This window comes from Pseudomonas sp. (genome assembly GCF_041601375.1).
Taxonomy (GTDB): domain Bacteria; phylum Pseudomonadota; class Gammaproteobacteria; order Pseudomonadales; family Pseudomonadaceae; genus Aquipseudomonas.
Genome location: NZ_JBFIIG010000018.1, coordinates 1 through 26,348 on the forward strand (window position 1 = coordinate 1; position 26,348 = coordinate 26,348).

Below are 26,348 nucleotides of genomic sequence, written 5' to 3' on the forward strand. Positions count from 1 at the left end.
GTTGCTCGCCCATGCCCTGGGCAAGTCGCGCAGCTACCTGCACACCTGGCCCGAGCGTGAAGTCGACGCCGAACAGGGTGCACGTTTTGCCGCCGATCTGGCGCGGCGCCAGGCCGGCGAGCCGGTGGCGCATATTCTCGGTCGCCAGGGTTTCTGGAGCCTGGAACTGGACGTCGCCGCGCACACCCTGATTCCCCGGCCGGACACCGAGCTGCTGGTGGAGAGTGCATTGACCCTGATTCCGCCCACGCCTGCGGCGGTGCTCGACCTGGGCACCGGTACCGGCGCGATTGCCCTGGCCCTGGCCAGCGAACGGCCGGCCTGGCAGGTGACCGGCGTCGATCGGGTGCCGCAGGCGGTGGCCCTGGCCGAGCGCAACCGCGCACGGCTCAAGCTGGCCAATGCGCGTTTCTGCGAGAGTCACTGGTTCGCGGCGCTGGCCTGCCAGCGCTATCAGCTGATCGTCAGCAATCCGCCCTATATCGCCGCCGGCGATCATCATCTGGGCGAGGGCGATCTGCGCTTCGAGCCGAGCAGTGCGCTGGTTGCCGGGGTCGATGGGCTGGACGATATTCGCCTGATCATCGAACAGGCGCCGGCCCATCTCGATGCGGCGGGCTGGCTGCTGCTGGAGCACGGCTTCGACCAGGCCGCCGCGGTGCGCGGGCTGCTTGCCGCGCGCGGGTTCAGCGCGGTGCAGAGCCGCCGCGATCTGGGCGGCCACGAACGCATCAGCCTGGGGCAATGGGCATGATGTTGGTAGGCGCGGTCCATGACCGCGCCGCCCTGTGATTTTTCCGCGGCCTTGGGCCGCGCCTACAAAGGCAGGCAACGATGCTGACTGACGAAGAATTGCTGCGCTACAGCCGGCAGATCCTGGTGCAACAGATCGATATCGACGGCCAGTTGCGCCTCAAGCACAGCCGCGCGCTGATCGTCGGCCTGGGCGGGCTGGGCTCGCCGGTGGCGCTGTATCTGGCCGCGGCCGGGGTTGGCGAATTGCACCTGGCGGATTTCGACACGGTCGACCTGACCAACCTGCAGCGGCAGATCGTCCACGACACCCAGAGCATCGGCCAGAGCAAGGTCGACTCGGCCGCGCAGCGCCTGCTGGCGATCAATCCGCTGCTTCGTCTGCACACTAATAGGCAGGCGCTGGACGGCGATTCCCTGGCGGCGGCCGTCGGCGCGGTGGATCTGGTGCTGGACTGCTCGGACAACTTCGCCACCCGCGTGGCGGTCAACGCCGCCTGCGTGGCGGCGCGCAAGCCGCTGGTCAGTGGCGCGGCGATTCGCCTGGAAGGGCAGCTCTCGGTGTTCGACCCACGGCGCGCCGACAGTCCCTGCTATCACTGCCTGTACGGTCACGGCAGCGAAGCCGAACTGACCTGCAGCGAGGCCGGCGTGGTCGGCCCGCTGGTGGGCTTGGTCGGTAGCCTGCAGGCCCTGGAAGCCCTGAAAGTGCTGGCGCAGTTCGGTGAGCCGCTGGTCGGCCGCTTGCTCCTGATCGATGCGCTGGGCTCGCGCTTTCGTGAGCTGCGGGTCAAGCGTGACCCGGCGTGCAGCGTCTGTGGCGGTGCTGGCCATGTGCAATGACGCGCCGATTGGCGTGTTCGATTCCGGCGTCGGCGGTCTGTCGGTGCTGGGAGAGATTCGTGCGCTGCTGCCCAATGAATCGCTGCTCTATGTAGCCGACAGCGGCCATGTGCCCTATGGCGAGAAGAGCCCGGAATTCATCCGCGAGCGCTGCCGGTTGCTGGCCGGGTTTCTCCTCGAGCACGGCGCCAAGGCGCTGGTGCTGGCCTGCAACACCGCGACCGCGGCGGGCGTCGCCGAGTTGCGCGAGCTGTACCCGCAGTTGCCGATCGTCGGCATGGAGCCGGCGGTCAAGCCGGCCGCCGCCGCGACCCGCTCGGGGGTGGTTGGTGTGCTGGCCACCACCGGCACCCTGAAAAGCGCGAAATTCGCCGCCTTGCTCGACCGTTTCGCCAGCGATGTACGGGTGATTACCCAGCCCTGCCCGGGCCTGGTCGAGCGTATCGAGGCCGGCGAGCTGGATGGCGCGCAGACCCGCGACATGCTGCGCGCCTGGGTGCAGCCACTGCTGGCCGAAGGCTGCGACACGCTGATCCTCGGTTGTACCCATTACCCCTTTATCAAACCGTTGTTGCGCGAGCTGCTGCCCGCATCGGTCAGCCTGATCGACACCGGCGCGGCGGTGGCGCGGCAACTGCAGCGCAGGCTCGGCGAGCGCCAGTTGTTGGCCGGCGGGCCGGCGCAGGCGGCGCGCTTCTGGTCGAGCGCCGAACCGCTGCGCATGCAGGCGGTGTTACCGCGGCTGTGGGGCGAGTCGGCGCCGGTGCGGGCGCTGTGATTGGGCAAGGCTGCATTTTTATTTATGTTCAGCCTTTCACTAGGAACAAAAATTTCTATACTTCCAGCAGCGAAGGGTGGAGCGCCTTCCACCGGATGAAAAAGGATATTCCCATGACCAAGCTGTTTTCTGCGGCTGCGCTGGCGGCCTTGACCCTGGGCGCGGTTGGCGCGGTGCAAGCCGCCGATGTGACCTTCGCAGTGGGCAGTAGCGACGAGTCGACCATGGTGTACCGGGTCGGCGCTCAAGTCGACTTCAGCCACCGCTGGATGGAAAGCTCTACCGGCCACCTGGGTGGCTATTGGGATGCCGGTTATACCTACTGGGAAGGCGACAAGACGGCGAGCAACCACAGCCTGTCGTTCAGTCCGGTGTTCGTCTATGAGTTCAGCGGGGACAACGTGCGGCCTTACATCGAGGCTGGAGTCGGCCTGGCCTTCTTCAGCAGCACCGAGCTGGAAGGCAACGACCTGGGCTCGTCCTTCCAGTTCGAGGATCGCCTCGGCGTTGGTCTGCGCTTCGCCGGTCAGGAAATCGGCCTGCGCGCGCTGCACTACTCCAATGCCGGGCTGAAGGAGCCGAACAATGGCGCCGAGGCCTATACCCTGCATTACCGTTTGAGCTTCTAGCGCGCGGCAAAGAAAAAATCGGCCTGCTGGCCGATTTTTTGTTTCTGCAGCAAGCCCGCTATCAGCGATAGATGCTGGTCATGCCGCGGCGTTCGTCCAGGCATTCGGCCGAGGCGGTCTCGAATTCGCGGCAGATCAGCGGGCGCACCTCGTAGATGGTGCAGCGCATGCTGTTGCGATCCAGCGCCGCACACCAGCCATCGTCCAGGCGATGCATGACTTCACCGCCCCAGTCGTCGGTGGCGATGAAACGCGGCGGTACCCCGGTGTCGGTGATCAGCATGACTTCCAGCTGGCAGCAGCAGGCGGCGCAGTTCGAGCAACTGACGGCGGCTTCGCTGGGCAACTGGCGGAGGGGGATCTGGGTTGGCTCGGTCATAGCGGTGCAGTGTACGCCAGGCGTGGGGCCGTATTGTATCCGGCCGACCAAAGCAGGTTGCAGGATGCGCCCTGCGCACCGATGAAGGCTCAAAGCTAATTCTACTGGCGCCGCCTAGGTCGATTGGCGCGCGCGCTCGCTTTGCTGGTATTGGCTGCGGTAGAGCCTGGCGAACCCATGCAGCACGGGCAACACCAGGGCCCAGAGCGCGGCGAGCAGGAGCAGGGTCTGCCAGGTGCCGTAAGGCAGGCCGACCCCGGCGATCTGCGCGCCGGCATAGTAGGATAGCGGGCCGGCGCAGGCCCCGAGCAGGCTGGCGCGCCACCAGGGGCGGGCGCTCCAGGCCAGGCAATGGTTGAGCGTGGTGGCCAGCAGCAGCCAGAGCAGGGCCAGCCACAGCGGGATCAGGTTGCGCGGCTCGCCGAAGTCGAACACCCCGAGGTTGAGCAGGAAGCTGTCCAGGGCGCTGCCGGCGAGAAATACGCTGATCAGCAGTTTGCCCTCGGCGGCCCAGTTGCTGACCCACAGCAGGTGCACCGCCACTGCCGCCGCGACCAGCAGCAGCCACAGGCCGTCGCCGCCGAACACACAGGCGAACCAGCCGAGCTGAAAGAGGAGGGCGTTGGCGATCAGTTTAGGCATCGAAGTTTCCTAGCAGGGGTTGCGGGTGCGCCGCCGGCTTGGCCAGCAGCAATTGCGCGGTGCCGATGGTGCGCTCGATGAAGCCGCCCTCGCAATAGCACAGGTAGAATTCCCAGAGCCGATAGAAGTGCTCGTCGTAGCCCAGTTGCTCGAGCTTGTGCCGGGCCTGCTGCAGGTTGGCGTGCCACAGGCGCAGGGTGCGCGCATAGTGCTGGCCGAAATCTTCCATGTGGTGCAGGTTCATGTCGGTCTTGGCGGTGATGATCTCGAGCATCTTGTGCACCGAGGGCAGTGCGCCGCCGGGGAAGATATAGCGCTGGATGAAGTCGACGCTGCGCTTGGCCTGCTGGTAGCGCTGGTCGCGGATGGTGATGGCTTGCAGCAGCATCAGCCCGTCAGCTTTGAGCAGCTGCGCGCACTGCTTGAAGTAGGTCGGCAGGAAGCGGTGGCCGACGGCTTCGATCATTTCGATCGACACCAGCTTGTCGTACTGGCCGCTGAGGTCGCGGTAGTCCTCCAGCAGCAGGGTGATGCGCTCGCCCAGGCCGAGTTCGGCGATCCGCTGCGCCGTATAGGCGTACTGCTCCTGGGACAGAGTGGTGGTGGTCACCCGGCAACCGTAGTGGGTGGCGGCATGGATCGCCATGCTGCCCCAGCCGGTGCCGATCTCCAGCAGGTGATCGCTGGGTTTGAGCGCGAGTTTCTGGCAGATGCGTTCGAGCTTGTGCCGTTGCGCCTGCTCCAGGCTGTCGTCGGGGCGGGCGAACATGGCGGCAGAGTACATCATGGTCGGATCAAGCAGCAGCTCGAACAGCTGGTTGCCGAGGTCGTAGTGGGCGGCGATGTTGCGCCGCGAACCCTTGCGGGTATTGCGATTGAGCCAGTGCAGGCTCTGCACGAAAGGCCGGCCGAGTCGAGCCAGGCCGCGTTCCATGGCGTCCAGCAACTCCAGGTTGCTGGCGAACACGCGGATCACCGCGGTCAGGTCGGGGGAACTCCAGTAGCCGTGGATGTAGGCCTCGCCGGCGCCGATCGAGCCGTTGCCGGCGACCAGGCCCCAGAGGGCGCCGTCCAGCACGCGGATCTCGGCGCGCAGACTGGCATTGGCATCGCCGAAGTCGAGAAAATCATTGCCGTCGATGAGTCGCAGGTGACCGTGACGCAACTGGCCCAGTTGGCGCAGGACGGCTTGGCGCAGCAGGCTGGCGCCAATGCCGCTGCCGGCACGCACCGAGTTTTTCGCGGATGACAGGCTAGAGCTTTTCATGGGGCACGTCCTTCGACACTGGGCGAGCGACGCGCAATTCACCTTGCGCGGCGCGATGGGGGAACACGGGAGTGCGCTTGAGCAGCAGGCGCAGGGCTTGCCAGTAGATGGCCGCAACGGTCTTGCCGGTCATCCAGGGAAAACTGCGCAGGTAGGCGTGCAGGCTGGCGCGGTCGAGTGGGCTGCGTTGCAGGCTTAGGCTGGCGTCGAACACCTTGGTCGCGCCCCGCTCGTCAGTCATCCAGTCGGCCATATGGATGCCCAGGCGTTCGCCGGCGGGGCTGAAGGCCATACGGTATTCCAGCTCACGTGGCAGAAAGGGCGAGACGTGAAAGGCCTTGGCCACGGCGAAGTGCTGATGGCCTTCGCCGTCTGCCGGTAGCACGTAGTGATAGCGCTCGCGCCAGGGCGTATTGCTCACCTCGCAGAGGATCGCCTCCAGACGGCCGTCGGCGTCATGGCAATAGAAGAAGCTCGCCGGATTGAAGGCCAGGCCCCAGCTGCGCGGCTGGGTCAGCAGGCAGATCGAGCCCAGCGGCCTGTGACCCAGGGCGGCGCCGACGCGCTGGCGCACGGCATCGCTCAGGCTGATTCCGGCGCGGGTGAACTGCGGCAGGTAGTCGGTTTCACGAAAGGCGAAAGGCGCCCAGCGGCCATTGCCGGCCAGGGGCGAAAGGTTGAACAGTTGCTGCTGCTCGTCCAGGTCCAGGTAGAGCAGGCCCATGCGATAGCGGAAGTTGTGGGCTTTGGGGGTGAAGCGCCGATGCTGCACCCAGCCGCTGTACAGGGCGCTGTTCATCACAGCTCCTCGCCAAAGGCGCGCGCCACGCGCAGGGCGCTGACCACGCCATCTTCATGGAAGCCGTTGGCCCAGTAGGCACCGCAGAAATAACTGTGCCGGGCGCCGAGCAGTTCTTCCCAGCGTGCCTGTGCGGCCACGCCGGCCAGGCTGTATTGCGGGTGGGCGTAGCGATAGCGCGCAAGGATCTTGCTCGGGTCGATCAGCGCCGTCTTATTCAGGCTGACGCAGAAGGTGGTGTCGCTTCGAATACCCTGGAGAATATTCATATCGTAGGTCACTGCGGCGGGCTGATGGGCCGGCCCGCCCAGGCGGTAATTCCAGCTGGCCCAGGCCAGACGGCGCTTGGGCAGCAGGCGGGTGTCGCTGTGCAGCACCACATCGTTGTCGGCATAGGGCAGGGCGCCAAGGATTTCCTGCTCGGCCGGCGAGGGGGTGGCGAGCAGCTTGAGGGCCTGGTCGCTGTGGCAGGCGAACACCACCTTGTCGAAACGCTGGTGGCTGTCGCGGGTATGCACGGTGACGCCGTGTTCGTCGCGCTCGACCCGTAGTACCGGACAGTTCAGGTGAATGTGCTGCTTGAACGAGGAGCACAAGGGCGCCACATAGCTGCGCGAGCCACCCTCGACCACACACCACTGCGGACGCTCGCTGACCGACAACAGGCCGTGATTGTTGAAGAAACGCAGGAAGAATTGCAGGGGGAAGCCGAGCATGTCGGCCAGCGACATCGACCAGATCGCCGCGCCCATCGGCACTATGTAGTGCTGGATGAAGCGCTCGCCGTAGCCGCGCTGCTTGAGGTAGTCGCCAAGGCTGGTGGTAGCATCGATGCGCTGCTGCTGCAGGTCGTCCAGCGCCTCGCGGTTGAAGCGCAGGATGTCGCGCAGCATGCCGATGAACTTTGGTGACAGCAGGTTGCTGCGTTGGGCGAACAGGCTGTTGAGGGTGTGGCCGTTGTATTCCACGCCGCTGAGCGGATCAGTCACCGAGAAGCTCATCTCGGTGGCTTTGTAGCCGACGCCGAGCTGACCGAGCAGGCGGATGAAGTTCGGGTAGGTCCAGTCGTTGAACACGATAAAACCGGTGTCGATTGCATACGCGCGGCCGTCGACTTCGATGTCCACCGTATGGGTATGGCCGCCGACCCAGTCGCCGGCCTCGAACACTGTGATCGCATGGTTGCGATTGAGCAGGTAGGCGCTGGTCAAGCCGGCGATACCACTGCCGATAATGGCGATTTTCATGCGCGGTCCTCGGACGTTCGGGCCATGCGCGTGCCGATGGCCACTTGCAGGCGTTTGGGCAGGTGAGCCAGCAGTCGCAGGATGGCGATGAACGGCCCGGGAAACGCGATCTCGAACGGACGCTGCTCCAGCCGCTCGACGATATGCCGGGCGGCCTTGTCCACCGGCCAGCGCATCGGCATGGGGAAATCGTTCTTCTGCGTCAGCGGGGTGTCGACGAAGCCGGGGCTGACCAGGGTGACGGCGATGCCCTCGGCCGCAAGATCGATGCGCAACGCCTCCAGCAGGTAGCGCATGCCGGCCTTCGAGGCGCCGTAGGCCTCGGCGCGCGGCAGTGGCAGGTAGGTCACCGAACTGCCGATGCCGACCAGGTGTGGCTTGTGCCCCAGGCGCAGCAGCGGCAGCGCCGCTTCGATGCAGTAGCTGGCCGAGAACAGATTGGCGCGCACCACCCGTTCGATCATCGCGGCCTCGAAGCTCTGCACGTCGACGTATTCGCAGGTGCCGGCATTCAGGATCACTGTGTCCAACGCCCCCCATACCTGAGCGATGCGTTCGCCAATCGCCCGTACCTGGGCGGCGTCGCTAAGATCGCCGGGGGCGACCAGAACCTGCCCCGGGTAGCGTTTGGCCAGGGTGTTCAGGGGTTCAGTCGTACGCGCACTGAGCGCCAGGCGATGACCGCGTTGCAGCAGCAGTTCGGCCAGGGCGGCACCGATGCCGCTGCTGGCGCCGGTGAGCCAGATGCGCCTCATGCCAGTCTCCTTTTCAGCCAGCGGATGGCCTGGCCGAGTACTGGCAGATGCTCGTAGAGCAGGCTGCCGGCGTCGAAGAAATCACGGTGCTGATGAACCTTGTCGGTCCATAGCAGGTGCGAGCAGCCTTCCACGCGGATCAGTTGGCCGGCGGCCAGGCGCGGGTGGCGGTAGCTCATGGTCCAGCGCAGGTAACCTTCGCCCGGGCGCACCTGATCGAAACCGTAGAAATCGAAGCGCAGTTCGCTGACGTTGGCGTACAGCTCGGCGAAATAGCGCTGCAGGTTGGCCAGCCCGCGCACCTCATGCAGGGGGTCGCGCAGCAGCGCATCGTCGCTGTACAGCTCGCCGAGGCGCTCGAGGTTGTCCTTGTTCAGGGCGGCGAAGGAATGGGCGAATTGACGCAGAAAGTCGCTCATGCCTATGCCTCCGGCGCCAGATGCGGCAGGCGCTTGAAGGCTGCCAGGGCGCGTGCGCGGCTGCTGCCAAGGTCGACGATCGGCCGCGGGTAATCCGCCACGCCGAACAAGCCACCCATGGCCGCCGGGTTGTGGATGTCCTTGTTGTTCAAGCCGGTCAACTCCGGCAGCCAGTGGCGGATAAAGCTGCCATCCGGGTCGAAGCGCTGGGATTGGCTGAGCGGGTTGAAGATGCGGAAGTAGGGGGCCGAGTCGGTGCCGGTGGACGAGCTCCACTGCCAGCCGCCATTGTTGGCCGCCAGGTCGCCATCAATCAGGTGGCGCATGAAGAAGCGCTCGCCTTCGCGCCAGTCGATCAGCAGGTTCTTGGTCAGGAACATCGCCACGACCATGCGCAGGCGGTTGTGCATCCAGCCGGTGGCGAGCAGCTGGCGCATCGCGGCATCGATGATCGGCAAGCCGGTGCGGCCTTGTTGCCAGGCGGCCAGTTCGTTGGGTGCCTGGCGCCAGGCCAGGGCGTCGGTTTCCGGGCGGAACGCGCGATGCATGGACACCCGTGGGTAGCCGACCAGGATATGTTTGTAGAACTCGCGCCAGAGCAGCTCGTTGATCCAGGTGACGATGCCGCTATTGCCGCTGTCGAACTCGCCCTGATTGGCTTGCAGAGCGGCGTGCAGGCACTGGCGTGGCGACAGCACGCCAGCGGCGAGGTAGGCGGACAAGCGGCTGGTGCCGGGTTTGCCCGGGAAGTCGCGCTCACTCTGGTAGTAGTCGATCTGCTCGTCGGCAAAGGCCAGCAGGCGCTTGTGGGCTTGCTGCTCGCCAGCCGGCCAGAGCTGGCGCAGGCTGGCGGTGGGTGGGATAAAGCCCGGCACCGCCACGGGAATGGGGTCGCTGGCGATCTGCAGCGGCGCCTGTGCGGCCGGGCGCCTGATCAGTGCGGGCAGGGCGCTGTGCAGGCGCTGGTAGCAGACCTTGCGGAACTGGCTGTAGACCTGGAAGTAGCCACCAGACTTGGTCAGCACGCTGCCGGGCCTGAACAATAGCTGATCAAGGTGGCTGTAAAAGTTGATGCCGAGTGCATCCAGAGCCTGGGCCACGGCCTGGTCGCGGCGACTTTCGTGCACGCCGTATTCCTCGTTGACCTGAACGCTGCCAATCTGCAGCTGCTGGCAGAGCGCGGCGATCACCTGCGGCGCGGCGCTCCAGTCATCGGCCTGACGCACCAGCAGGGGCACGTTGAGGGTGGCCAGTTCGCGGGTCACCTCACTCAGGTTGCGCAGCCAGAAATCGACCTTGCTCGGGGCATCGTCGTGGGCTTGCCATTGCCCGGGGCTGAGCAGGAACAGGGCGACCGTTGGCCCGGCCGCCATGGCTGCGGCCAGGGCGCTGTTGTCCTGCACACGCAGGTCGGTGCGCAGCCATATCAGTTGTGGCGTGTTCATTGGCTATCCAGCAGGTTGAGAGCGGAGAGAGTGTGCAGGGCGCTTAGCGGATCTGGCGCCATGCCCAGCGCGTTGTTCTGCCGGGCCATGGCCTGCAACTCTTGATGATGAATGTGCGCCGCCGGGCCGATGACCAGACACGGGCAGGCGTAGCCCGCCTGCAAGCGTGGCCAGTGCGTGCTGTTCAGCGCCTGGCTGGAATACAGCAGCAGCGCCTTGGGCTGGATGTGTTCGATCGCCATGGCCAGTTCCGCCGGCGGCAATGGCCAGTCGAAGACTTCTACTGCCGCGCCGGCGCTGCTGGCCAGCCAGGCGGTGAGCCACAGTCCCGGCTCCATCGGCAAGTCGGAAAGATTGACCAGCAGCAGCGGCGCGCCGCCCTGCTGGCGGTTGTTGTGGTAGAGCCGCGCGCCGAGCTTGCTGCGTAGCCAGGAATAGAAAAACACCCGTTCGGCCTGGGCGCCGAACTGACCGCGCCAGCGCAGTTCCAGGGCATCGAGCAGGGGCAGCAGCAGCTGTTTGCACAGGGTGTGCGGCGGGTAGAGCGCCAGCTCGCTGTTGAAGCATTCGTCCAGGCGCCGTTCGGCCAGGTTGCAGATGGCTTCTTGCAGGTGTTGGCACTTCTCGTCCCACTGCGAGGTGGCTTCGGCAAACGCCGGCTGGTTGGCGTGCAGCAGGCCTTTGACCTGGCCAACCGGGACCCCCCGGTTGAGCCAGGTGAGGATGGTCTGGACCTGCGCCACATGTTCGGCCGAGTAGAGGCGATGGCCCTTGGGCGTGCGGTGCGGCAGGATCAGGCCGTAGCGGCGTTCCCAGGCGCGCAGGGTCACGGCGTGCACGCCGGTCAGCCGGGCGACGTCGCGAATCGGTAGCAAGCCCTTGGCCAGTGCGTGCTGGTAGTCGTCGCCGCCAGCGGCGGGCGAGTCATGCCGAGTGAGGTCGTCCATGCTCATAGGGCATTACGCAGGCTGAGGTTTTCTGGATGGGGTTGCAGGTACACCTGCGTGGCCAGGTAGCTGTCCGGGTGGTGGCGCAAGTGATGCTTGAGCAGGGTCAGGGGCACCACCAGCGGCACTATGCCGTTGCGATATTGGCCGATCAGCTGCTGTATTTCCTGGCGGTCTGCGCTGCTCAGGGCCTGCTTGAGGTAACCGCTGAGGTGCTGCAGCGTGTTGCTGTGGGTGCGCCGGGTCGCACACTTCTTCAACGCCACCATCAGCGCGCTGAAGTAGCGCGGCGCCAATTCCCGCAGATCATGCTGGTGCAGGTTGCCGAGCAGGCGGCCGAGCGCCTTGTATTGCAGGGGATGGGTGGCCATCAGCAGGTATTTGTAGCGCGAGTGGAAGTCCAGCAGGGCCTTGCGGGTCAGGCCATCGCGAAGCAGTTGTTGCCATTGCGCGTAGGCGTAAACGCGGGTGATGAAGTTCTCGCGCAGGATGGGGTCGTTGAGCCGGCCATCTTCCTCCACCGGCAGGTCCGGGCGGCGGGCACAGAATGCCTCGGCGTAGATACCGCGGCCCTTGGGTTCGCTGGGGCGGCTGTTGTCCTGGTAGACCTTGACCCGCTCCAGGCCACAGGACGGCGATTGCTGCATGAAGATGTAACCGCAGATATCGCCCAGTTCTCCCGCCATCTGGACGCCATAGGCGGCCAGCGGTTCGCTGAGGTCGCGCTCGCGCTGCACGGTGCCGACCGCGCGGGGGGCGGCGGGGTCACCGACCAGGCGGATGGGTTCGCGCGGGGTGCCCAGGCCAATCGCCACTTCGGGGCACAGTGGGACGAAATCGAAATACTCGGTGAGGGTGCGGCTGCACAGCCGTGATTCCTTGTGACCGCCGTTGTAGCGCACTTCAGCGCCCAGCAGGCAGGCGCTGATGGCGAGTTTGGGTTTGCCGGAGGCGACGTGGGACGGGTTCATGGCACAACCTCTGATGATTACTTGTACATAAAATTAATAATGTACAACTTGAGTTCATCATAGGGCTGTGGTTGTACAAGTCAAATATTTTGTACAGGTTTCGTATCGTTTCTTTTTGGGCCGCAGGTGGTGGTCGCCGCATTGGGTGATGTTGGCGGCTCGAGGGCATGGGGGGTGAACGAGGAGGGGGAGGGGGCTCTTGCGCCGACCTGCCGCGGCAGCAGCAGGCCGATCGGGGCTGTGTTACTTCCAGCCCATATGCCAGCTCATGGCATCTTCCAGAACGCGCCAGTCCAGACGCTGGCAGCGTTGGCTGAGCACTGCCTGCAGTTCGATCTGCAGCACATGACCCTGTTCGTCGCAGAACAGTTCGCTGACCAGAAAGTGTTTTTCGCGGTCTTTCGGCTGCACCGCCGTCCATTTCGACAGCAGCAGTTTGCCTGGGTTGAGGCGGTGCTTGGCCGTCGCCTCGGGGGCTGTCCCGCTCATTCCAGGTGCGCGAGCAGTTTGCGTGCCGCGTCCTGGCCGCTCAGCCAGGCACCTTCGACTCGGCCGGACAGGCACCAGTCGCCGCAGGCATAGAGGCCCAGGTTGGCATCGGCCAGCGAGCCCCACTGGTGGGCGCTGGCCGGGCGGGCGTATAGCCAGCGGTGCGCCAGGCTGAAGATGGGTGCCGGCATGGCGCAGTCGATCAGCTCGGCAAAGGTGCCGTGCAAGTGTTCGATGACCGTCTCCTTGGGCATGTCCAGGTGGTGTTTGCTCCAACTGCTGCTGGCGTGCAGCACCCAGGTATCCGGGTTGCCGTCGCGGCCGGGTCTGCTGCGGTTGCGCGTCAGCCAGTCGAGCGGGCTGTCCTGGACGAAGCAGCCGTCGACCTTGGTGTCCAGCGGGTTGGCGAAGGCCAGGGCGACTGCCCAGGTCGGCTCCATGACCACGCTGGAGGCTGCACCGGCGAGTTTCGGGGCGGCGGCCAGCAGGGCGCTGGCTTGCGGCGCCGGGGCGGCGATCACCACATGGCTGAAAGGCCCGTGGCTATGACCTTCGGCGTCTTGCAGGATCCAATGCTGCCTGCCGCGGAACACTTCGGTGATCCGGCAGGAGAAATGCACCGGCAAGGCGCCGAGCATGGCGCGGGTTATGGCGCTCATGCGCGGGCTGCCGACCCAGCGCACCTGCTCGTCCGGCGAGGCGCTGAGTTGACCGTTGCGGCTGTGATAGAGGTTTGGCGTCCATTCGGCGACCCAGCCGCGGGCCTGCCATTGTTGAACCGCATCGAGGAAGCGGCGGTCGCGGGCGGTGAAGTATTGGGCGCCCAGATCCAGCGAGCCGACATCGCTGCGTTTACTGGCCATGCGGCCGCCGCTGCCACGGCTTTTGTCGAACAACTGTACCTCATGCCCGGCGGCATGTAGGGCCTGGGCGGCCGACAGACCGGCGATGCCGGTACCGATGATGGCGATGGGTGCGGTCATAATCTACCTCTTACTTTGGAGCGCTCGCAGACTGTTGAACGGCTACTGTGCTCAGCCATGCGGCGTTGCAACGTAGCGAAGCGAAGTGATGGCCGAGGCTGGCCCCTGGGGCGAGCGACGCGAGTAATGCTCATGTGCAACTCGCGTCCTCGGCTGACTTCACCTTAACTTGGCGTCCTCGCTTGGCAGGCTGTTGGAAAACTATCTGCGTTACCGATGCGTCGTTAAAAACAGATGCGTGTGCGAACTCAGGCTAGGCGTCCCAACAGAATGCTCATTACCTAAACTGCGCTTTTCGCCTGCTTTTGCCTAGCCTCGGCTGCCTAGCCTGCGTTTCTCAACGGCCTGTCAGGCTACGTCTTTGACAAAGCATGTACAATATTATTTTTCTTGTACATCGCTTATCGAATTCAATCATGCTTCCCTTTATTAAAGACAATCCTGAGCCGGATTAAAGGCACGCTGGCCTCTGATAAACCAGACTGACGGATATCGGATCGGCTAACGCCACGCGAGGAGGATGCCATGCACATATTGCTGACCGGCGGGACCGGCTTGATCGGTCGCGGTCTTTGTCGCCATTGGGCGCAGCAGGGTCACCAACTGACGGTGTGGAGCCGCAGTCCGCAGCGGGTTGCGGCGCTGTGCGGGGCGCAGGTGCGCGGCATCGGCCAGCTCGAAGAACTGGGCGCTGAGCCGCTGGACTCGGTGGTCAATCTGGCCGGTGCGCCGATTGCCGACCGGCCCTGGACCAGCAAGCGCAAGAGCCTGTTGTGGGCCAGTCGCATCACCCTTACCGAGCAGTTGCTGAGCTGGTTGCAGGGGCGCACCGAGCGGCCGCGGGTATTGCTGTCCGGTTCGGCGGTGGGCTGGTATGGCGATGGCGGCGAGCGTGAGCTGCACGAGGATACGCCGCCGGTCTGCGAGGATTTCGCCGCGCAACTGTGCGGCGCCTGGGAGGAAACCGCGCAGCGCGCCGAAGCCTTGGGGATTCGTGTGGTGCTGGTGCGTACCGGTTTGGTGCTGGCTCGTGAGGGGGGCTTTCTCAAGCGCCTGTTGTTGCCATTCAAACTCGGTCTGGGCGGGCGTCTGGGCGATGGTCGACAATGGATGTCGTGGGTACATTTGGCCGATCAAATCGCCCTGATGGATTTTCTCTTGCAGCAGGAGCAGGCCAGCGGTCCTTATAATGCCTGCAGCCCGAACCCGGTGCGCAATGCCGAGTTTGCCCATGCGCTGGGCCGTGCCCTGCACCGGCCGGTGCTATTGCCGGTGCCGGCCTTGGTGTTGCGCGCCGGTCTGGGCGAATTGTCCGGCCTGCTGCTGGGGGGGCAGCGTGCCTTGCCGGTGCGCCTGAGTGAGGCCGGCTTTCATTTTCGTTTCACCGATCTGGATACGGCCCTGGCGGATCTGCTGGGCGACACTGACTGATAAGGATTCTGCATGAGCAATCACGCCTTGCTGCTGGTCAACCTGGGTTCCCCGGCGTCGACCGAAGTGGCTGATGTACGGCGCTATCTCAATCAATTTCTGATGGACCCCTATGTGGTCGACTTGCCCTGGCCGCTGCGGCGCTTGCTGGTGTCGTTGATTCTGCTCAAGCGTCCCGCAGCTTCGGCCCATGCCTATGCGTCGATCTGGTGGCAGGACGGCTCGCCGCTGGTGGTGTTGAGCAAGCGCCTGCAGACGGCGATGAAGGCGAAGTGGACCCAGGGTCCGGTCGAGCTGGCGATGCGCTACGGCGAGCCGTCGATCGAGACGGTGCTCAATAGGCTGGCGGCGCAAGGCATCAAGCAGGTGACCTTGGCCCCGCTGTACCCGCAGTTTGCCGACAGCACCACCACCACGGTGATCGAGGAAGCCAAGCGGGTGGTGCGCACGGCTAACCTGGACATGCGTTTCTCCCTCCTGGCGCCCTTCTATGACCAGCCGGAATATATAGACGCCCTGGTCGACAGCGCCAGGCCTTACCTCAAGCAGGACTTCGACCACCTGTTGCTGAGTTTTCACGGCTTGCCGGAACGCCACCTGCGCAAGCTCGATCCCAGCAAGCACTGCCTCAAGGGCCCCGATTGCTGCCACACGGCGCCGCCGCAAGTGCTCGCGACCTGCTACCGCGCACAATGCATGCGCAGCGCCGCCGCCTTTGCCGCGCGCATGGGCCTGCGCCCGGAGCAGTGGTCGGTGTCTTTCCAGTCGCGTCTGGGGCGGGACAAGTGGATCGAACCCTATACCGAAAGCCGTCTCGAGGCGCTGGCCGGGCAGGGCGTGAAGAAGCTGCTGGTGATGTGCCCGGCATTCGTTGCCGACTGCATCGAAACCCTGGAGGAGATCGGTGATCGTGGCCGGGAGCAATTCCAGGCCGCCGGTGGCGAAAGCCTGCAACTGGTGCCCTGCCTCAACGATCACCCGAGCTGGGTGGCGGCGCTCAAGACCCTCAGCGAGCGGGCGCCTCTGATGCTCTAAGAGCAGGCTTGGCCGCGCAGGACGGGCGACCTCCCGACAGCCCGTCCCTGGCTTTTCACTGGCTGTAATCCGGGGCATGCCTGGCCAGGCGGTCCATTCGCTTGAAGGGATGTGCTGCATTCGCCTGGTTGATAACGCCTTCAGTCGATACTCCACAAGGGCCATATAGGCCTAAGCTGGCGGCACTTTCAACCGTCGCGCATCGCGTAAGCGGTGCCGAGGAGACCGCCAGTGTCCAACAACAATAACGGCTATCCCTCCAGTGTCCGCGCCTGGTCGACCGTCGCCATCCTGATGGTGGCCTACGTGCTGTCGTTCGTCGACCGGCAGATCCTCAACCTGCTGGTCGCCCCCATCCGCCGCGACCTGATGATCAGCGACACCCAGATGAGCCTGTTGATGGGCTTGTCCTTCGCCCTGTTCTACACCGTATGCGGTATCCCGCTGGGACGTCTGGCCGATACCAGGAGCAGGCGCGGCCTGATCGCCATCGGCATCCTGTTCTGGAGTGCGGCCACCGCCGCCTGCGGCCTGGCCAGGCTGTACTGGCAGTTCCTGATCTGCCGCATCGGCGTCGGTGTCGGCGAGGCGGCCTTGTCGCCGGCGGCCTATTCGCTGATCGCCGACAGCTTTCCCGCCGCGCGCCGCGCCACCGCCATCAGCGTCTACTCGATGGGGGTCTATCTGGGTTCGGGTCTGGCCTTTCTGTTCGGCGGCCTGGTCATCAAGCTGGCCTCGGCCCAGGGCGATGTGTTGCTGCCGGTGGTGGGCGAAGTGCGGCCCTGGCAGCTGATTTTCCTCGCCCTGGGCGCCGCCGGGGTGCTCTTCACCCTGCTCATGCTGGCGGTCAAGGAACCGGCCAGGCGCGGCGCCGGTGCCGGCGTCGCGGTGCCGCTGGCGGATGTCGGCCGTTATATCCGCGCCAACAAGCGCACCGTGCTCTGCCATAACTTCGGCTTCGCCGGCCTGGCGTTCGCCGGCTACGGCAGCGCGGCCTGGATTCCAACCTTCTTCATCCGCACCTACGGCTGGGATGCCGGCCAGGTCGGCATCGTCTACGGCAGCATAGTGGCGGTGTTCGGTTGCCTGGGCATCGTCTTCGGTGGGCGTCTGGCCGACTGGATGGCCAGGCGCGGCAGCAGCGACGCCAATATGCGTGTCGGCCTCTATGCCGCCCTAGGCGCCGTGCCCTTCGTGCTGGCCTTCCCGTTGATGGAGACCGCGCTCTGGGCGGCGATTCTGACCGCCCCGGCGGTGTTCTTCCTGAGCATGCCGTTCGGCGTGGCGCCGGCGGCGATTCAGGAGATCATGCCCAACTCGATGCGCGGCCAGGCCTCGGCGATCTACCTGTTCGTCATCACCCTGATCGGCCTGGGCATCGGCCCGACGGCGGTGGCGCTGGTGACCGATTATGTCTTCGGCGACGACCTGGCGCTGCGTTACTCGCTGCTGATCGTCACCAGTCTGGCCGTGTTCAGCTCCGTCGTGCTGCTGAGCATGAGCCTCAAGCCCTACCGGGACAGCGTGGTGCGCCTGCAGCAGTGGGCGGCCAAGTCTGCCTGAGTTCTTTTAGCTTCGTAGCCTGAATAAGCGTCAGCGCAATCCGGGATCGCTGCACCGCGTTCCAAGGTCTATCCGGGCTACAAGCTGATGCATTGGCGATCTGTAGGCCGGGTTAGCCGCATGCGCGCTGCTTCGGCCCTACCGCCAATCCCGGTTATCTGACCGCAGCCCGCCTGCTCAGCCGTCCTTCTGCTTGGTGCCGAAGATCTTGTCACCGGCATCGCCCAGGCCGGGAATGATGTAGCCGTGCTCGTTCAGGCGCTGGTCGATCGAGGCGGTGAAGATCATCACCTCGGGGTGGGCATCGGCCACCGCCTTGATCCCTTCGGGCGCGGCGACCAGCACCATGGCGCGGATCTCCTTGCAGCCAGCCTTCTTCAGCAGGTCGATGGTGGCGACCATGGAGCCGCCGGTGGCGAGCATCGGGTCTATGATCATCGCCAGGCGCTCGTCGATCTCCGGCACCAGTTTTTCCAGGTAGGTGTGCGCCTGCAGGGTCTGCTCGTTGCGCGCCACGCCCACGGCGCTGACCTTGGCCCCGGGAATCAGGCTGAGCACACCGTCGAGCATGCCGATGCCGGCGCGCAGGATCGGTACCACTGTGATCTTCTTGCCGGAGATCTTTTCCACCTGCACGGTGCCAGCCCAACCCTGGATCTCGTAATTTTCCAAGGGCAGATCCTTGGTCGCTTCGTAGGTCAGCAGGGCACCGACTTCCTGGGCCAGTTCGCGGAAGTTCTTCGTGCTGATATCGGCGCGACGCATCAGGCCGAGCTTGTGGCGAATCAGCGGGTGGCGGATCTCGAGGATGGGCATGATGGGTTCTCCGGCGGGGCAGGCAAAAAATGCGATTAGATTAGCATTGGCTTGGCGTTGCTGGGGCGCAGACGCGCGCGGCTTGCAGACATTGTCGCCGATTGCGGCGTATCGCCGGCGCTTTGTCCGCAAAGGCTTGCTCCGCCGGGGACAGGTGGGTACCTTTGCCGGCTTTTATTCTGACGCTTCGATCAATTTTCTGTGCCTTGCAGCGTTCGTCCACCCATAGAGGAAAGACCATGCCCGTCGATCTCGCCCACATTCGCCAAGTCATGCTGGAAGCCGATTGCCTGTACACGGAAGCCGAAGTGGAAGCGGCCATCGACCAGGTCGCCGCGGCGATCAACGGCGAGATGGCCGAGCGCAACCCGGTGGTGTTCTGCGTGATGAACGGCGGCCTGATCTTCTCCGGCAAGTTGCTGCCCAAGCTCGACTTCCCGTTGGAGCTGTCCTACCTGCACGCCACCCGTTATCGCAACGAAACCAGCGGCGGCGAGCTGTTCTGGAAGGCCAAGCCGGAAATCTCCTTTATCGACCGCGACGTGCTGATCGTCGACGACATCCTCGACGAAGGGCACACCCTGGGCGCTATCGTCGACTTCTGCCGCCATGCCGGCGCCAGCGCGGTGCATACCGCGGTGCTGATCGACAAGGATCACCAGCGCAAGGCGCGCCCGGACCTGAAAGCCGATTACGTCGGCCTGCCGTGCATCGACCGTTACATCTTCGGCTACGGCATGGATTACAAGGGCTACTGGCGCAATGCGGCCGGGATCTATGCGGTCAAGGGCCTGTAAACGCTTTCAGCGTGCCGTGCTTTCTCGATCAGGCCCTGTTTGCCGAACTGGCCGGGAAGGCCGCGGCCAACCCGCGTCAGCGTCAGCTCCATAACTTCCGCCAGATGGGAGAGCCTTGTCACCGCATGGCCGTGGTCTTGCAGCCTGATACCTATTTCCGCCGCACCGTCATCTCTCGGCGGCCAGCACCACCAGCACGTGGAACGCTCCGGGCGGCGAAGGAGCGCGGGCGCCTGGGCGCCGAGCGAGGGCGACGCGGAGGTCGCCGACTATCTCGCCTGGATGCGTGGGCAGTGCGCCTGAGCACTGTTGTGCCGAATTCGTCACTTTGTCCGGGTAAAGAGGTCAAGCCGCTTTAGGTCCTAGGCGCCACTCTAGCCACTGGTTATTTAGAGGAGGCTGGCCGTGATTCGATTGACTCTGGAACAGGCGCGCGAGCTGGCGCAGGACATCTTGCGCAGCAACGGCTTCAGCGAGTCCCATGTACAGGCGGTGACCGCCACGGTGCTGGCGGGGGAGCGTGATGGCTGCGCCTCCCATGGCCTGTATCGGGTGCTCGGCTGCGTCAGCTCGCTCAAGGCAGGCAAGGTCGTGGCGGACGCCGAACCGGAGGTCATCGATCAGGCCCCGGCGCTGGTTCGGGTGGATGCCAGAGGTGGCTTTTCTCAGCTGGCGTTTCAGGCTGGCTTGCCGGTACTGGTGGAAAAGGCCAGGCAGTGCGGGATAGCCGCGCTGGCGATTAATCGCTGTGTGCACTTCTCGGCATTATGGGTCGAGATCGAGGCGCTTACCGAGGCCGGTCTGGTGGCATTCGCCTTCACCCCAAGCCATGCCTGGGTGGCACCGGCAGGTGGCAGCAAGCCGGTGTTCGGTACCAATCCCATTGCCTTCGGTTGGCCACGTGCCGGGCACAACCCATTTATTTTTGATTTCGCCACCAGTGCGATTGCCCGTGGTGAGATTGAGCTGCATCGGCGTGCGGGCAAGCCCATTCCGCTGGGCTGGGGGATCGACCCGCATGGTCAGTCGAGCACGGATGCCGAGGCGGTCATGAACGGCGCCATGCTGACCTTTGGCGGGCACAAAGGCTCAGCGCTGGCGGCGATGGTGGAGCTGATTGCCGGCCCGCTGATTGGTGATCTGACCAGTGCCGAATCACTGGCTTATGACGCGGGCAGCAAGTCATCGCCCTATCACGGTGAGCTGATCGTGGTGCTTGATCCACGGCGCTTTCTCGGTGATGCCGCCGATGAGCATCTGGCCCGAGCCGAGGCGCTGTTCGAGAGTATCCAGTGCCAAGGTGCGCGCCTGCCATCGCAGCGCCGCTACGAGGCCCGAGCGCGCAGCGCCGAGCAGGGCGTGCAGATTCCCCAGGCCTTGTATGACGATCTCAAGGCGCTGATTGCCGACTAGTCACGGCTGTTCGGGTGCATCAGATCCGGGTGGGTTAGGCGCCTGGTGCAGGGCTATAGCTGTTGCCGGCCAGTGGCGCCGTAACCCACCATGATGAGCAAGCCGATTGCCGCTTGGTGGGTTACACGGCGCGCCGATTGCGCAGTTGGTTTCAGCTACCTGCCCTGCGCCGCTAACCCCCCTACAAGAGCTGCGCCCAGCACATGCTTGGGACATAGCCAGAAAAAAGCCCCGGCTCGTCGAGCCGGGGCAAGGCAGCAACTCCTGGGCCTAGCCAACACCCATCAGGTCAGGGGTTTCCGCGTGCTCAGACCATCCACCAGACGGGCGATGCCCAGTGGGTTGGCGTTTTGCAGGGCTTGCGGGAGCAATTGATCAGGACAGTTCTGGTAGCACAGCGGCCGTAGAAAACGGTTGATGGCAAGGCTGCCCACCGAGGTGCCGCGTGAGTCCGAGGTGGCAGGGTAAGGGCCGCCATGCACCATCGCGTCACACACCTCCACACCCGTTGGGTAGCCGTTGAACAACACCCGGCCGACCTTCTGTTCAAGCAGCGCCAGTACGTCAGCGAAGGGCGCGAGGTCTTCATTCTCGGCGATCAGGGTGGCGGTCAGCTGTCCGTGTAAACCGCGCAGAGCTGCCAGCAGTTCGGTCTTGTCCGCCACTTCGACCACAATGGTGGTCGGGCCGAAAACTTCTTCCTGGAGCAGTTGGTCGCCATTCAGCAGCAAGCTCACATCCGCTTGGAACAGCTGCGGCTGGGCTTTGCTCGCGGTTTGCCGGGTGCCTGCCAGATGTTCGATGCCAGGGTGCGCAAGGAGGCGGTCGAGGCCGCGCCGGTAACTGTCGAGGGTGCCGGCATTGAGCATGGTCTGCGCCGGCTGTGCGGCCATCTGGGCGCTGAATTCTTGCAGGAATGCGCTGAATTCAGCCGAGCGAAGCGCAATGATCAGGCCCGGGTTGGTGCAGAACTGGCCACAGCCAAGAACCACGGACGCACTCAGTTCGCTGGCAATTTTGCTGCCGCGCTGTTGCAGGGCGGTCGGCAGCAGCAGCACCGGGTTGATGCTGGACATCTCGGCGAACACCGGGATCGGCTGCGGACGAGCGGCGGCCATGTCGCACAGCGCCCGGCCGCCCTTGAGGGAACCGGTAAAGCCGACGGCTTGAATCAGTGGGTGCTTGACCAGGTCGGCACCCACACCATTGCCATAGATCATGTTGAACACGCCGGCGGGCATGGCGGCTTTTTCGGCGGCGCGGATGATCGCATCGGCCACGCACTCGGCCGTGGCCATGTGGCCGCTGTGCGCCTTGAATACCACCGGGCAACCTGCCGCCAGCGCTGCGGCGGTGTCGCCGCCGGCGGTGGAGAAGGCCAGCGGAAAGTTGCTGGCGCCAAACACTGCGACCGGGCCGACGCCAATGTTGTACTGACGCACATCCGGGCGCGGCAGCGGCTGGCGCTCGGGCAGGGCGCCATCGATGCGTGCGCCGTAGAAGTCGCCGCGGCGTAATACCCTGGCGAACAGACGCATCTGCCCGCTGGTGCGGCCCCGTTCGCCTTGGATACGCGCGGCCGGCAGGGCGGTTTCGCGACAGACCAGGGCAACGAAGTCCTCGCCCAGGGCATCTATTTCGTCGGCGATGGCCTCGAGAAACTCGGCGCGGCGGCTCGCCGGCAGACTGCGAAACTGTCCATACGCCTCCGCCGCGGCTTGCGCGGCGGCATCAACTTCAGCCGCCGTGGCCTGGCTGAAGCGGTAGGGCAGGGCTTCGCCTGTGCAGGCGTCGAAGCTGGTCTGGGTGTCTTGACCGGCAGCGCTGCGAGCGCCGCCGATGTAGTTGTGGCCAACAAGATTAAGCATGCGGGACTCCGGCAGAGTGAGTGTCAGAACAGTTTTCCTGGCAGCCAGGTGGCGAGGCTCGGGATGGCCAGGATGATCAGGAACAGCAACAACTGAATCAGGATGAACGGCACTACGCCCCGGTACATGTGGCGGTAACCGATGTCGGCGGGGGCGATGGACTTGAGGTAGAAGATCGACGGCGCCAGCGGCGGGGTCAGGTAGGCGGTCTGGATCACCACCATAAACATCACCGCGAACCAGATCGGATCGATCCCGGCGGCCTTGATCAGCGGGGTGAAGATCGGCACGAAGATCAGCACGATCGAGATCCAGTCGAGCACCATGCCGGCCAGCAGCACGATCAGCATCAGCACCATGATCAGCGCATACGAGCCGAGGCCCAGGTCCTGCATGAAGCTCGAGAGCATCCAGCCGCCACCGCTGGCGGCAAAGATGGCGGTGAACATGGTGCCGCCGACTACGATGAGCATGATCATCGCGGTAATTTTGATGGTGGTGACCAGCGCATCCCACAGGCGCTGCCAGCTCAGCTCACGGAAGCACAATGCCAACAGCACCGCGCCAAATGCGCCCAACGCCGCGGATTCGGTCGGCGAGGCGATGCCCATCAGCATGGAACCAAGCACTGCAAAAATCAGCAGAAATGGAGGGATCAGTCCCTTGAGCGTGACCCGCAGTTTTTCACTCAGTGGGGTCGCTTTCATCTCGGGCACCACCGGCGCCAGCGAGGGTTTCAACCAGCACACGATGATGATGTAGAGCAGGAACAAGCCGAGCATGAGTAGCCCGGGAATCAGGGTGGCGGCGAACAACTGACCAATCGACAACTGCGCCATCGAGGCATACACCACGACGATCACCGAGGGCGGAATAATCGTCCCCAGTGAACCGCCTGCGCAGATGGTTCCCGAGATCAGCGATTTGTCGTACTTGTATTTGCTCATCGCCGGAATCGCCATCATGCCGACGACAATTTCCACTGCTCCGACAATCCCTGAGCTGGCGGCGAAAATGCCGCACATCAGCATGGTGGAGATGGCCAGACCACCGGAAAAACCGCCAAGCCAGAGCTGCAGGGCGTTGTACAAGCGCTTGGCCAGCCCGCTTCTTTCCAGCACGGCGCCCATCATCACGAATAATGGAATAGCCGACAGGGTGAAGTTGGTCGAAGCCTGGAGCAGCGAGCCGTACATTTGCTGGGAAATGTTTTCCCCGAAAATCAGCATGCCGCAAAAGAACGACACGCTGATCAACGAGAAGGAGACGGGAATGCCCATGAAAATGAACAGAAACAACAGGGCAAACATCAACAGCGGGAGGTAGTCCATCAATCAAACTTCCTTGTGGCCGGGATCTTTGCGATTGGCAACAAATAGCCATGCATCGACAATCACCTGAAAGGTCAGCGCCGCCAGGCCAATGGCCAGTGCGCTATAGAAGGGCCACATCAACGGTGCCCAAGGGCTGACGTGCTCAACCTCACCACTGCTGAAGGCGTGCAGCGTGCGCTTGAGTGCGATCCAGGTCAGGCCGGCCAGTGCCGGGGTGAGAACGAACAGGTAGAACAAGGCATTCAGCCTGCGCTGCCACACGGGCTTGAGCGAGTTCGTCAGAAAGTCGATGCGCACATGGGCTTCTTCCTTGAGCGCATAGGCGCAGCCAAGGATGAACATCGCACCGTTGAGCATGTAGGAGATGTCGAAGGCCCACAGGGTGGGGGCATTCAGTACGTAGCGCGCGAAGACCTCGTAGATCATCGCCAGCACCAGTAGTGCCGCCATTGCCACGGCGACGCCGAGCAGGCTCGAGGCCGGCCAGTTGTACCATTTGCTCTTCATAGGCGCTCCAGCTCCGGGCAGCCGTCAGCGGCGTGCCCGGACAGGTCGGTCATCAATGTCTGTAGAGGTAGGACGAGTTCTGCGACCAACGCTGCAGGTAGCCGTTGTAATCGTCGAGAATGGCTTGCGCGTCGGTCTTGCCAGCCGGGCGCTGCTTGATCTTGTCGGCCATCAACTGCTGGCCCATCTTGGCCAGTTGCTCAATCACGGCTTTATCCAGCTGAACGATCTCGACACCGGCGTTCTTGTAGGCCTGCATCGCCTGCATATCGGCATCCAGGAAGTGCAGATAGCCCTGCATGGTGGTGAGCTTGGCGGCGGCTTCGAGTTTTTGCTGAGTGGCTTTGTCCATGGCATTCCAGGTCTCGACCTTCATGAAAAACTCCCAGACGAACGATGGCTGGTGCACCCCCGGCGTCAGGATGAAGGGCGCCACTTCATGGAAACCTTCCGACAGGTTGGCACCGGGCGTGGCCCACTCAATGGCATCGACCCCTTTACGTTGCAGCAGGGTGTAAATCTCGCCAGGCGGTACCACCGTCGGTGCGGCTCCGACTTGTTTGATCACTTCGGCCCAGGCACCCGCTGTGCGGTACTTGAGGCCTTTGAAGTCCTCCAGCGAGGTGATCTTTTTGTTCGAGTGGGCGAGGATTTCACTGCTGCCCACGCCGACGACCATGCTGTGCAGGCCCATCTCTTTTTCGCGGAACGCTTGCAGTGCTTGCAAGCCGTTGCCTTCATACAGCCAGGCGAGTGTTTCTTCACCTGACATGCCGCCCGGGAAGCTGGCGAAGACGTTATTCAAGGGGTCTTGATTGACCAGGTAAGTCGGGGTCGAGTGACCGGCTTGGAGTACGCCGTTCTGCACCGACTCATAGACCTGCAGCGGGGGCACGATCACGCCGGCGCCAATTGGGCGGATTTTTACCTGGTTGTCGGTCAGCAGGGCGGCGTTCTTGGAGAAGCGCACGAGGAAATTTTCGAAGAAGAAACTGCCTTCAGGTACCGAGGTCGGCACGCTGTAGCTGTAGTCGGCGGCCTGGCTGCTGGCACAGCACAGCGCCAGCCCAAGTGTGGCGAAGAGATTGGCTTTGCGGATCATGTGAGGCCCCTTATTCGTTGTCGGTGGCTCAGGCCGAACGCGGACTGTCCACTCTGTTCCTGGCGAATGACGCAGCCGCTAAAAAATCCCGGCAGGCTGCGTGCGCGATGGGTCTTTGCGTGAATCGGGGGTATAGCGGCTATACCCCGATAGGGTCTTGCTTACAGGCCGACATCCGGCAGTGCCGGGCGGTTGGCCATGGCCTGGGCCATGATCGTCTCGACGTGGGCACGGTCCTCGCCTTGCAGGGCCAGGCGTGGCGGGCGGGTCAGGGCGGTGCCGCGCCCGGCGATTTCCTCGCACAGCTTGATGCACTGCACCAGGTCCGGGCGGGCGTCGAGGTGGAGGATCGGCATCAGCCATTCGTAGATCGGCATGGCCTCGTCGAAGCGGCCGGCCTTGCACAGGCGGAAGATGGTTTCGCCTTCCTTGGGGAACACGTTGGACATGCCGGATATCCAGCCCTCGGCGCCGACGGCGATGCTTTCCAGGACCACGTCATCGAGGCCGGCGAACAGGATGAAGCGGTCGCCCACCTGGTTGCGCACGTCGACGAAGCGCCGGGTGTCGCCGGAGGAGTCCTTGAAGCACACCACGTTCTCGATGTCGGCCAGGGAGATGAGGATCTCCGGGGTGACGTCGTTTTTGTAGATCGGCGGGTTGTTGTAGACCATCACCGGCAGGTCGGTGCCCGTGGCGACGCTGCGAAAGTGCGCGGCGGTCTCGTGCGGCTTGGAGGAGTAAACCAGCGCGGGCATCACCATGATGCCGTCGACGCCGACCCGCTCAACCGCCTTGGCCACCTTGGCGGCGCCGGCGCTGGTGAACTCGGCGATGCCGCAGATCACCGGCACGCGGCCAGCGGACGCGTCCTTGGCCACTTCGGTGACGGCCATCTTCTCCTCGATGGTCAGCGAGGTGTTCTCACCGACGCTGCCGCACACCACCAGGCCGGATACGCCGTCGCGCACCAGGTTGGAGATCACCTTGTGGGTCTCCTCCAGGTTTACCGAGAAGTCGGGGTTGAATTGGGTGGTGACAGCAGGGAAGACCCCACTCCAGTTAACGCGCTTGCTCATGGCTGTGTCTCCGTTTGTGAATAATGTATTTCGTATGCGATATCTTTTATGTGGAAA

27 protein-coding genes and 1 pseudogene are annotated in these 26,348 nt (G+C 64.1%); 10 read left to right on the plus strand and 18 right to left on the minus strand.

The genetic code is table 11. The features are described from left to right. The 4 genes from prmC to ABZE94_RS04525 form a co-directional block, all read left to right on the plus strand. A partial coding sequence (gene prmC, locus ABZE94_RS04510) for a peptide chain release factor N(5)-glutamine methyltransferase (protein WP_372874335.1) occupies nucleotides 1–754 on the plus strand: 754 nt, incomplete at its 5' end. Nucleotides 755–834: 80 nt separating this feature from the next. Further along, the gene (locus tag ABZE94_RS04515; protein ID WP_372874336.1) at nucleotides 835–1,596 is read left to right on the plus strand and encodes a molybdopterin-synthase adenylyltransferase MoeB; all 762 of its coding nucleotides are present in this window, start codon (nucleotides 835–837) and stop codon (nucleotides 1,594–1,596) included. Continuing rightward, on the plus strand, nucleotides 1,586–2,374 hold the full coding sequence (gene murI, locus ABZE94_RS04520; protein WP_372874337.1) for a glutamate racemase: 789 nt from the start codon (nucleotides 1,586–1,588) through the stop codon (nucleotides 2,372–2,374). Before ABZE94_RS04515 ends, murI begins: the two co-directional genes overlap by 11 nt. Nucleotides 2,375–2,487: 113 nt before the next feature. Beyond that, nucleotides 2,488–3,003 (plus strand): acyloxyacyl hydrolase, encoded by a 516-nt coding sequence (locus ABZE94_RS04525; RefSeq protein ID WP_372874338.1) that lies wholly within the window; start codon nucleotides 2,488–2,490, stop codon nucleotides 3,001–3,003. A 61-nt stretch (nucleotides 3,004–3,064) separates the two neighbouring features. Here ABZE94_RS04525 and ABZE94_RS04530 read toward each other — a convergent pair whose 3' ends face one another. The 12 genes from ABZE94_RS04530 to ABZE94_RS04585 all read right to left on the minus strand — a co-directional run bounded on the left by ABZE94_RS04530 (nucleotide 3,065) and on the right by ABZE94_RS04585 (nucleotide 13,346). After that, entirely contained in the window at nucleotides 3,065–3,382 is a 318-nt protein-coding gene (locus tag ABZE94_RS04530) for a YkgJ family cysteine cluster protein (RefSeq protein ID WP_372874339.1), read from the minus strand. A 114-nt stretch (nucleotides 3,383–3,496) separates the two neighbouring features. Further along, on the minus strand, nucleotides 3,497–4,024 hold the full coding sequence (locus tag ABZE94_RS04535) for a DUF2878 domain-containing protein (protein ID WP_372874340.1): 528 nt from the start codon (nucleotides 4,022–4,024) through the stop codon (nucleotides 3,497–3,499). After that, entirely contained in the window at nucleotides 4,017–5,291 is a 1,275-nt protein-coding gene (locus tag ABZE94_RS04540) for a class I SAM-dependent methyltransferase (RefSeq protein WP_372874341.1), read from the minus strand. The genes ABZE94_RS04535 and ABZE94_RS04540 overlap by 8 nt, the downstream gene beginning before the upstream one ends. Next, nucleotides 5,278–6,090, minus strand: a complete 813-nt coding sequence (locus tag ABZE94_RS04545) for a DUF1365 domain-containing protein (protein WP_372874342.1) — start codon at nucleotides 6,088–6,090, stop codon at nucleotides 5,278–5,280. Before ABZE94_RS04545 ends, ABZE94_RS04540 begins: the two co-directional genes overlap by 14 nt. Then, nucleotides 6,090–7,337, minus strand: a complete 1,248-nt coding sequence (locus ABZE94_RS04550; protein WP_372874343.1) for an NAD(P)/FAD-dependent oxidoreductase — start codon at nucleotides 7,335–7,337, stop codon at nucleotides 6,090–6,092. Before ABZE94_RS04550 ends, ABZE94_RS04545 begins: the two co-directional genes overlap by 1 nt. Next, nucleotides 7,334–8,092 (minus strand): SDR family NAD(P)-dependent oxidoreductase, encoded by a 759-nt coding sequence (locus ABZE94_RS04555; RefSeq protein ID WP_372874344.1) that lies wholly within the window; start codon nucleotides 8,090–8,092, stop codon nucleotides 7,334–7,336. Before ABZE94_RS04555 ends, ABZE94_RS04550 begins: the two co-directional genes overlap by 4 nt. Further along, a complete protein-coding gene (locus ABZE94_RS04560; RefSeq protein ID WP_372874345.1) occupies nucleotides 8,089–8,511 on the minus strand; it encodes a nuclear transport factor 2 family protein in 423 nt (140 codons plus the stop codon). Before ABZE94_RS04560 ends, ABZE94_RS04555 begins: the two co-directional genes overlap by 4 nt. 2 nt (nucleotides 8,512–8,513) lie before the next feature. Beyond that, nucleotides 8,514–9,956, minus strand: coding sequence for a deoxyribodipyrimidine photo-lyase (phrB, locus tag ABZE94_RS04565; protein WP_372874346.1), 1,443 nt, complete (start codon nucleotides 9,954–9,956; stop codon nucleotides 8,514–8,516). Continuing rightward, nucleotides 9,953–10,903, minus strand: coding sequence for a MerR family transcriptional regulator (locus ABZE94_RS04570; RefSeq protein WP_372874347.1), 951 nt, complete (start codon nucleotides 10,901–10,903; stop codon nucleotides 9,953–9,955). Before ABZE94_RS04570 ends, phrB begins: the two co-directional genes overlap by 4 nt. 2 nt (nucleotides 10,904–10,905) lie before the next feature. Next, nucleotides 10,906–11,874: a YbgA family protein gene (locus ABZE94_RS04575; protein WP_372874348.1), complete on the minus strand. Its 969-nt coding sequence runs from the start codon at nucleotides 11,872–11,874 to the stop codon at nucleotides 10,906–10,908. Between the two features lie 243 nt (nucleotides 11,875–12,117). After that, a complete protein-coding gene (locus ABZE94_RS04580) occupies nucleotides 12,118–12,363 on the minus strand; it encodes a TIGR02450 family Trp-rich protein (RefSeq protein ID WP_372874349.1) in 246 nt (81 codons plus the stop codon). Then, the gene (locus ABZE94_RS04585; protein WP_372874350.1) at nucleotides 12,360–13,346 is read right to left on the minus strand and encodes an NAD(P)/FAD-dependent oxidoreductase; all 987 of its coding nucleotides are present in this window, start codon (nucleotides 13,344–13,346) and stop codon (nucleotides 12,360–12,362) included. The genes ABZE94_RS04580 and ABZE94_RS04585 overlap by 4 nt, the downstream gene beginning before the upstream one ends. Before the next feature lie 525 nt (nucleotides 13,347–13,871). On the opposite strand from ABZE94_RS04585, the gene ABZE94_RS04590 reads away from it, so the two are divergent. From ABZE94_RS04590 to ABZE94_RS04600, 3 genes are all read left to right on the plus strand, one after another. Then, entirely contained in the window at nucleotides 13,872–14,777 is a 906-nt protein-coding gene (locus ABZE94_RS04590) for a TIGR01777 family oxidoreductase (protein ID WP_372874351.1), read from the plus strand. Nucleotides 14,778–14,789: 12 nt separating this feature from the next. Then, nucleotides 14,790–15,812 carry a ferrochelatase gene (gene hemH / locus ABZE94_RS04595; RefSeq protein WP_372874352.1) on the plus strand — a complete coding sequence of 341 codons (1,023 nt, stop codon included), beginning with the start codon at nucleotides 14,790–14,792 and terminating at the stop codon, nucleotides 15,810–15,812. A 231-nt stretch (nucleotides 15,813–16,043) separates the two neighbouring features. Beyond that, the gene (locus tag ABZE94_RS04600; protein WP_372874353.1) at nucleotides 16,044–17,375 is read left to right on the plus strand and encodes a spinster family MFS transporter; all 1,332 of its coding nucleotides are present in this window, start codon (nucleotides 16,044–16,046) and stop codon (nucleotides 17,373–17,375) included. A gap of 177 nt (nucleotides 17,376–17,552) precedes the next feature. Here the strand turns inward: ABZE94_RS04600 and upp are convergent, their stop codons facing one another. Further along, nucleotides 17,553–18,191 carry a uracil phosphoribosyltransferase gene (upp, locus tag ABZE94_RS04605; protein ID WP_372874354.1) on the minus strand — a complete coding sequence of 213 codons (639 nt, stop codon included), beginning with the start codon at nucleotides 18,189–18,191 and terminating at the stop codon, nucleotides 17,553–17,555. 239 nt (nucleotides 18,192–18,430) lie between these two features. Between upp and ABZE94_RS04610 the strand changes: the two genes are divergently transcribed. From ABZE94_RS04610 to ABZE94_RS04620, 3 genes and pseudogenes are all read left to right on the plus strand, one after another. After that, nucleotides 18,431–18,988, plus strand: coding sequence for a hypoxanthine-guanine phosphoribosyltransferase (locus ABZE94_RS04610; RefSeq protein WP_372874355.1), 558 nt, complete (start codon nucleotides 18,431–18,433; stop codon nucleotides 18,986–18,988). A gap of 11 nt (nucleotides 18,989–18,999) precedes the next feature. Beyond that, nucleotides 19,000–19,169: pseudogene (locus ABZE94_RS04615) on the plus strand (WbuC family cupin fold metalloprotein); the annotation flags it as partial. A 224-nt stretch (nucleotides 19,170–19,393) separates the two neighbouring features. Beyond that, nucleotides 19,394–20,401, plus strand: a complete 1,008-nt coding sequence (locus ABZE94_RS04620) for an Ldh family oxidoreductase (RefSeq protein WP_372874356.1) — start codon at nucleotides 19,394–19,396, stop codon at nucleotides 20,399–20,401. A 284-nt stretch (nucleotides 20,402–20,685) separates the two neighbouring features. Here ABZE94_RS04620 and ABZE94_RS04625 read toward each other — a convergent pair whose 3' ends face one another. The 5 genes from ABZE94_RS04625 to ABZE94_RS04645 form a co-directional block, all read right to left on the minus strand. Continuing rightward, nucleotides 20,686–22,269, minus strand: coding sequence for an aldehyde dehydrogenase (NADP(+)) (locus tag ABZE94_RS04625; RefSeq protein WP_372874357.1), 1,584 nt, complete (start codon nucleotides 22,267–22,269; stop codon nucleotides 20,686–20,688). Between the two features lie 23 nt (nucleotides 22,270–22,292). Next, the gene (locus ABZE94_RS04630; RefSeq protein WP_372874358.1) at nucleotides 22,293–23,600 is read right to left on the minus strand and encodes a TRAP transporter large permease subunit; all 1,308 of its coding nucleotides are present in this window, start codon (nucleotides 23,598–23,600) and stop codon (nucleotides 22,293–22,295) included. Nucleotides 23,601–23,603: 3 nt separating this feature from the next. Further along, complete coding sequence (locus tag ABZE94_RS04635) at nucleotides 23,604–24,110, minus strand: TRAP transporter small permease subunit (RefSeq protein ID WP_372874359.1); 507 nt, start codon at nucleotides 24,108–24,110, stop codon at nucleotides 23,604–23,606. A 52-nt stretch (nucleotides 24,111–24,162) separates the two neighbouring features. Beyond that, nucleotides 24,163–25,212 carry a TRAP transporter substrate-binding protein DctP gene (gene dctP, locus ABZE94_RS04640; protein ID WP_372874360.1) on the minus strand — a complete coding sequence of 350 codons (1,050 nt, stop codon included), beginning with the start codon at nucleotides 25,210–25,212 and terminating at the stop codon, nucleotides 24,163–24,165. A 161-nt stretch (nucleotides 25,213–25,373) separates the two neighbouring features. Then, nucleotides 25,374–26,291, minus strand: a complete 918-nt coding sequence (locus tag ABZE94_RS04645; RefSeq protein WP_372874361.1) for a dihydrodipicolinate synthase family protein — start codon at nucleotides 26,289–26,291, stop codon at nucleotides 25,374–25,376. Between the last annotated feature and the right edge of the window lie 57 nt (nucleotides 26,292–26,348).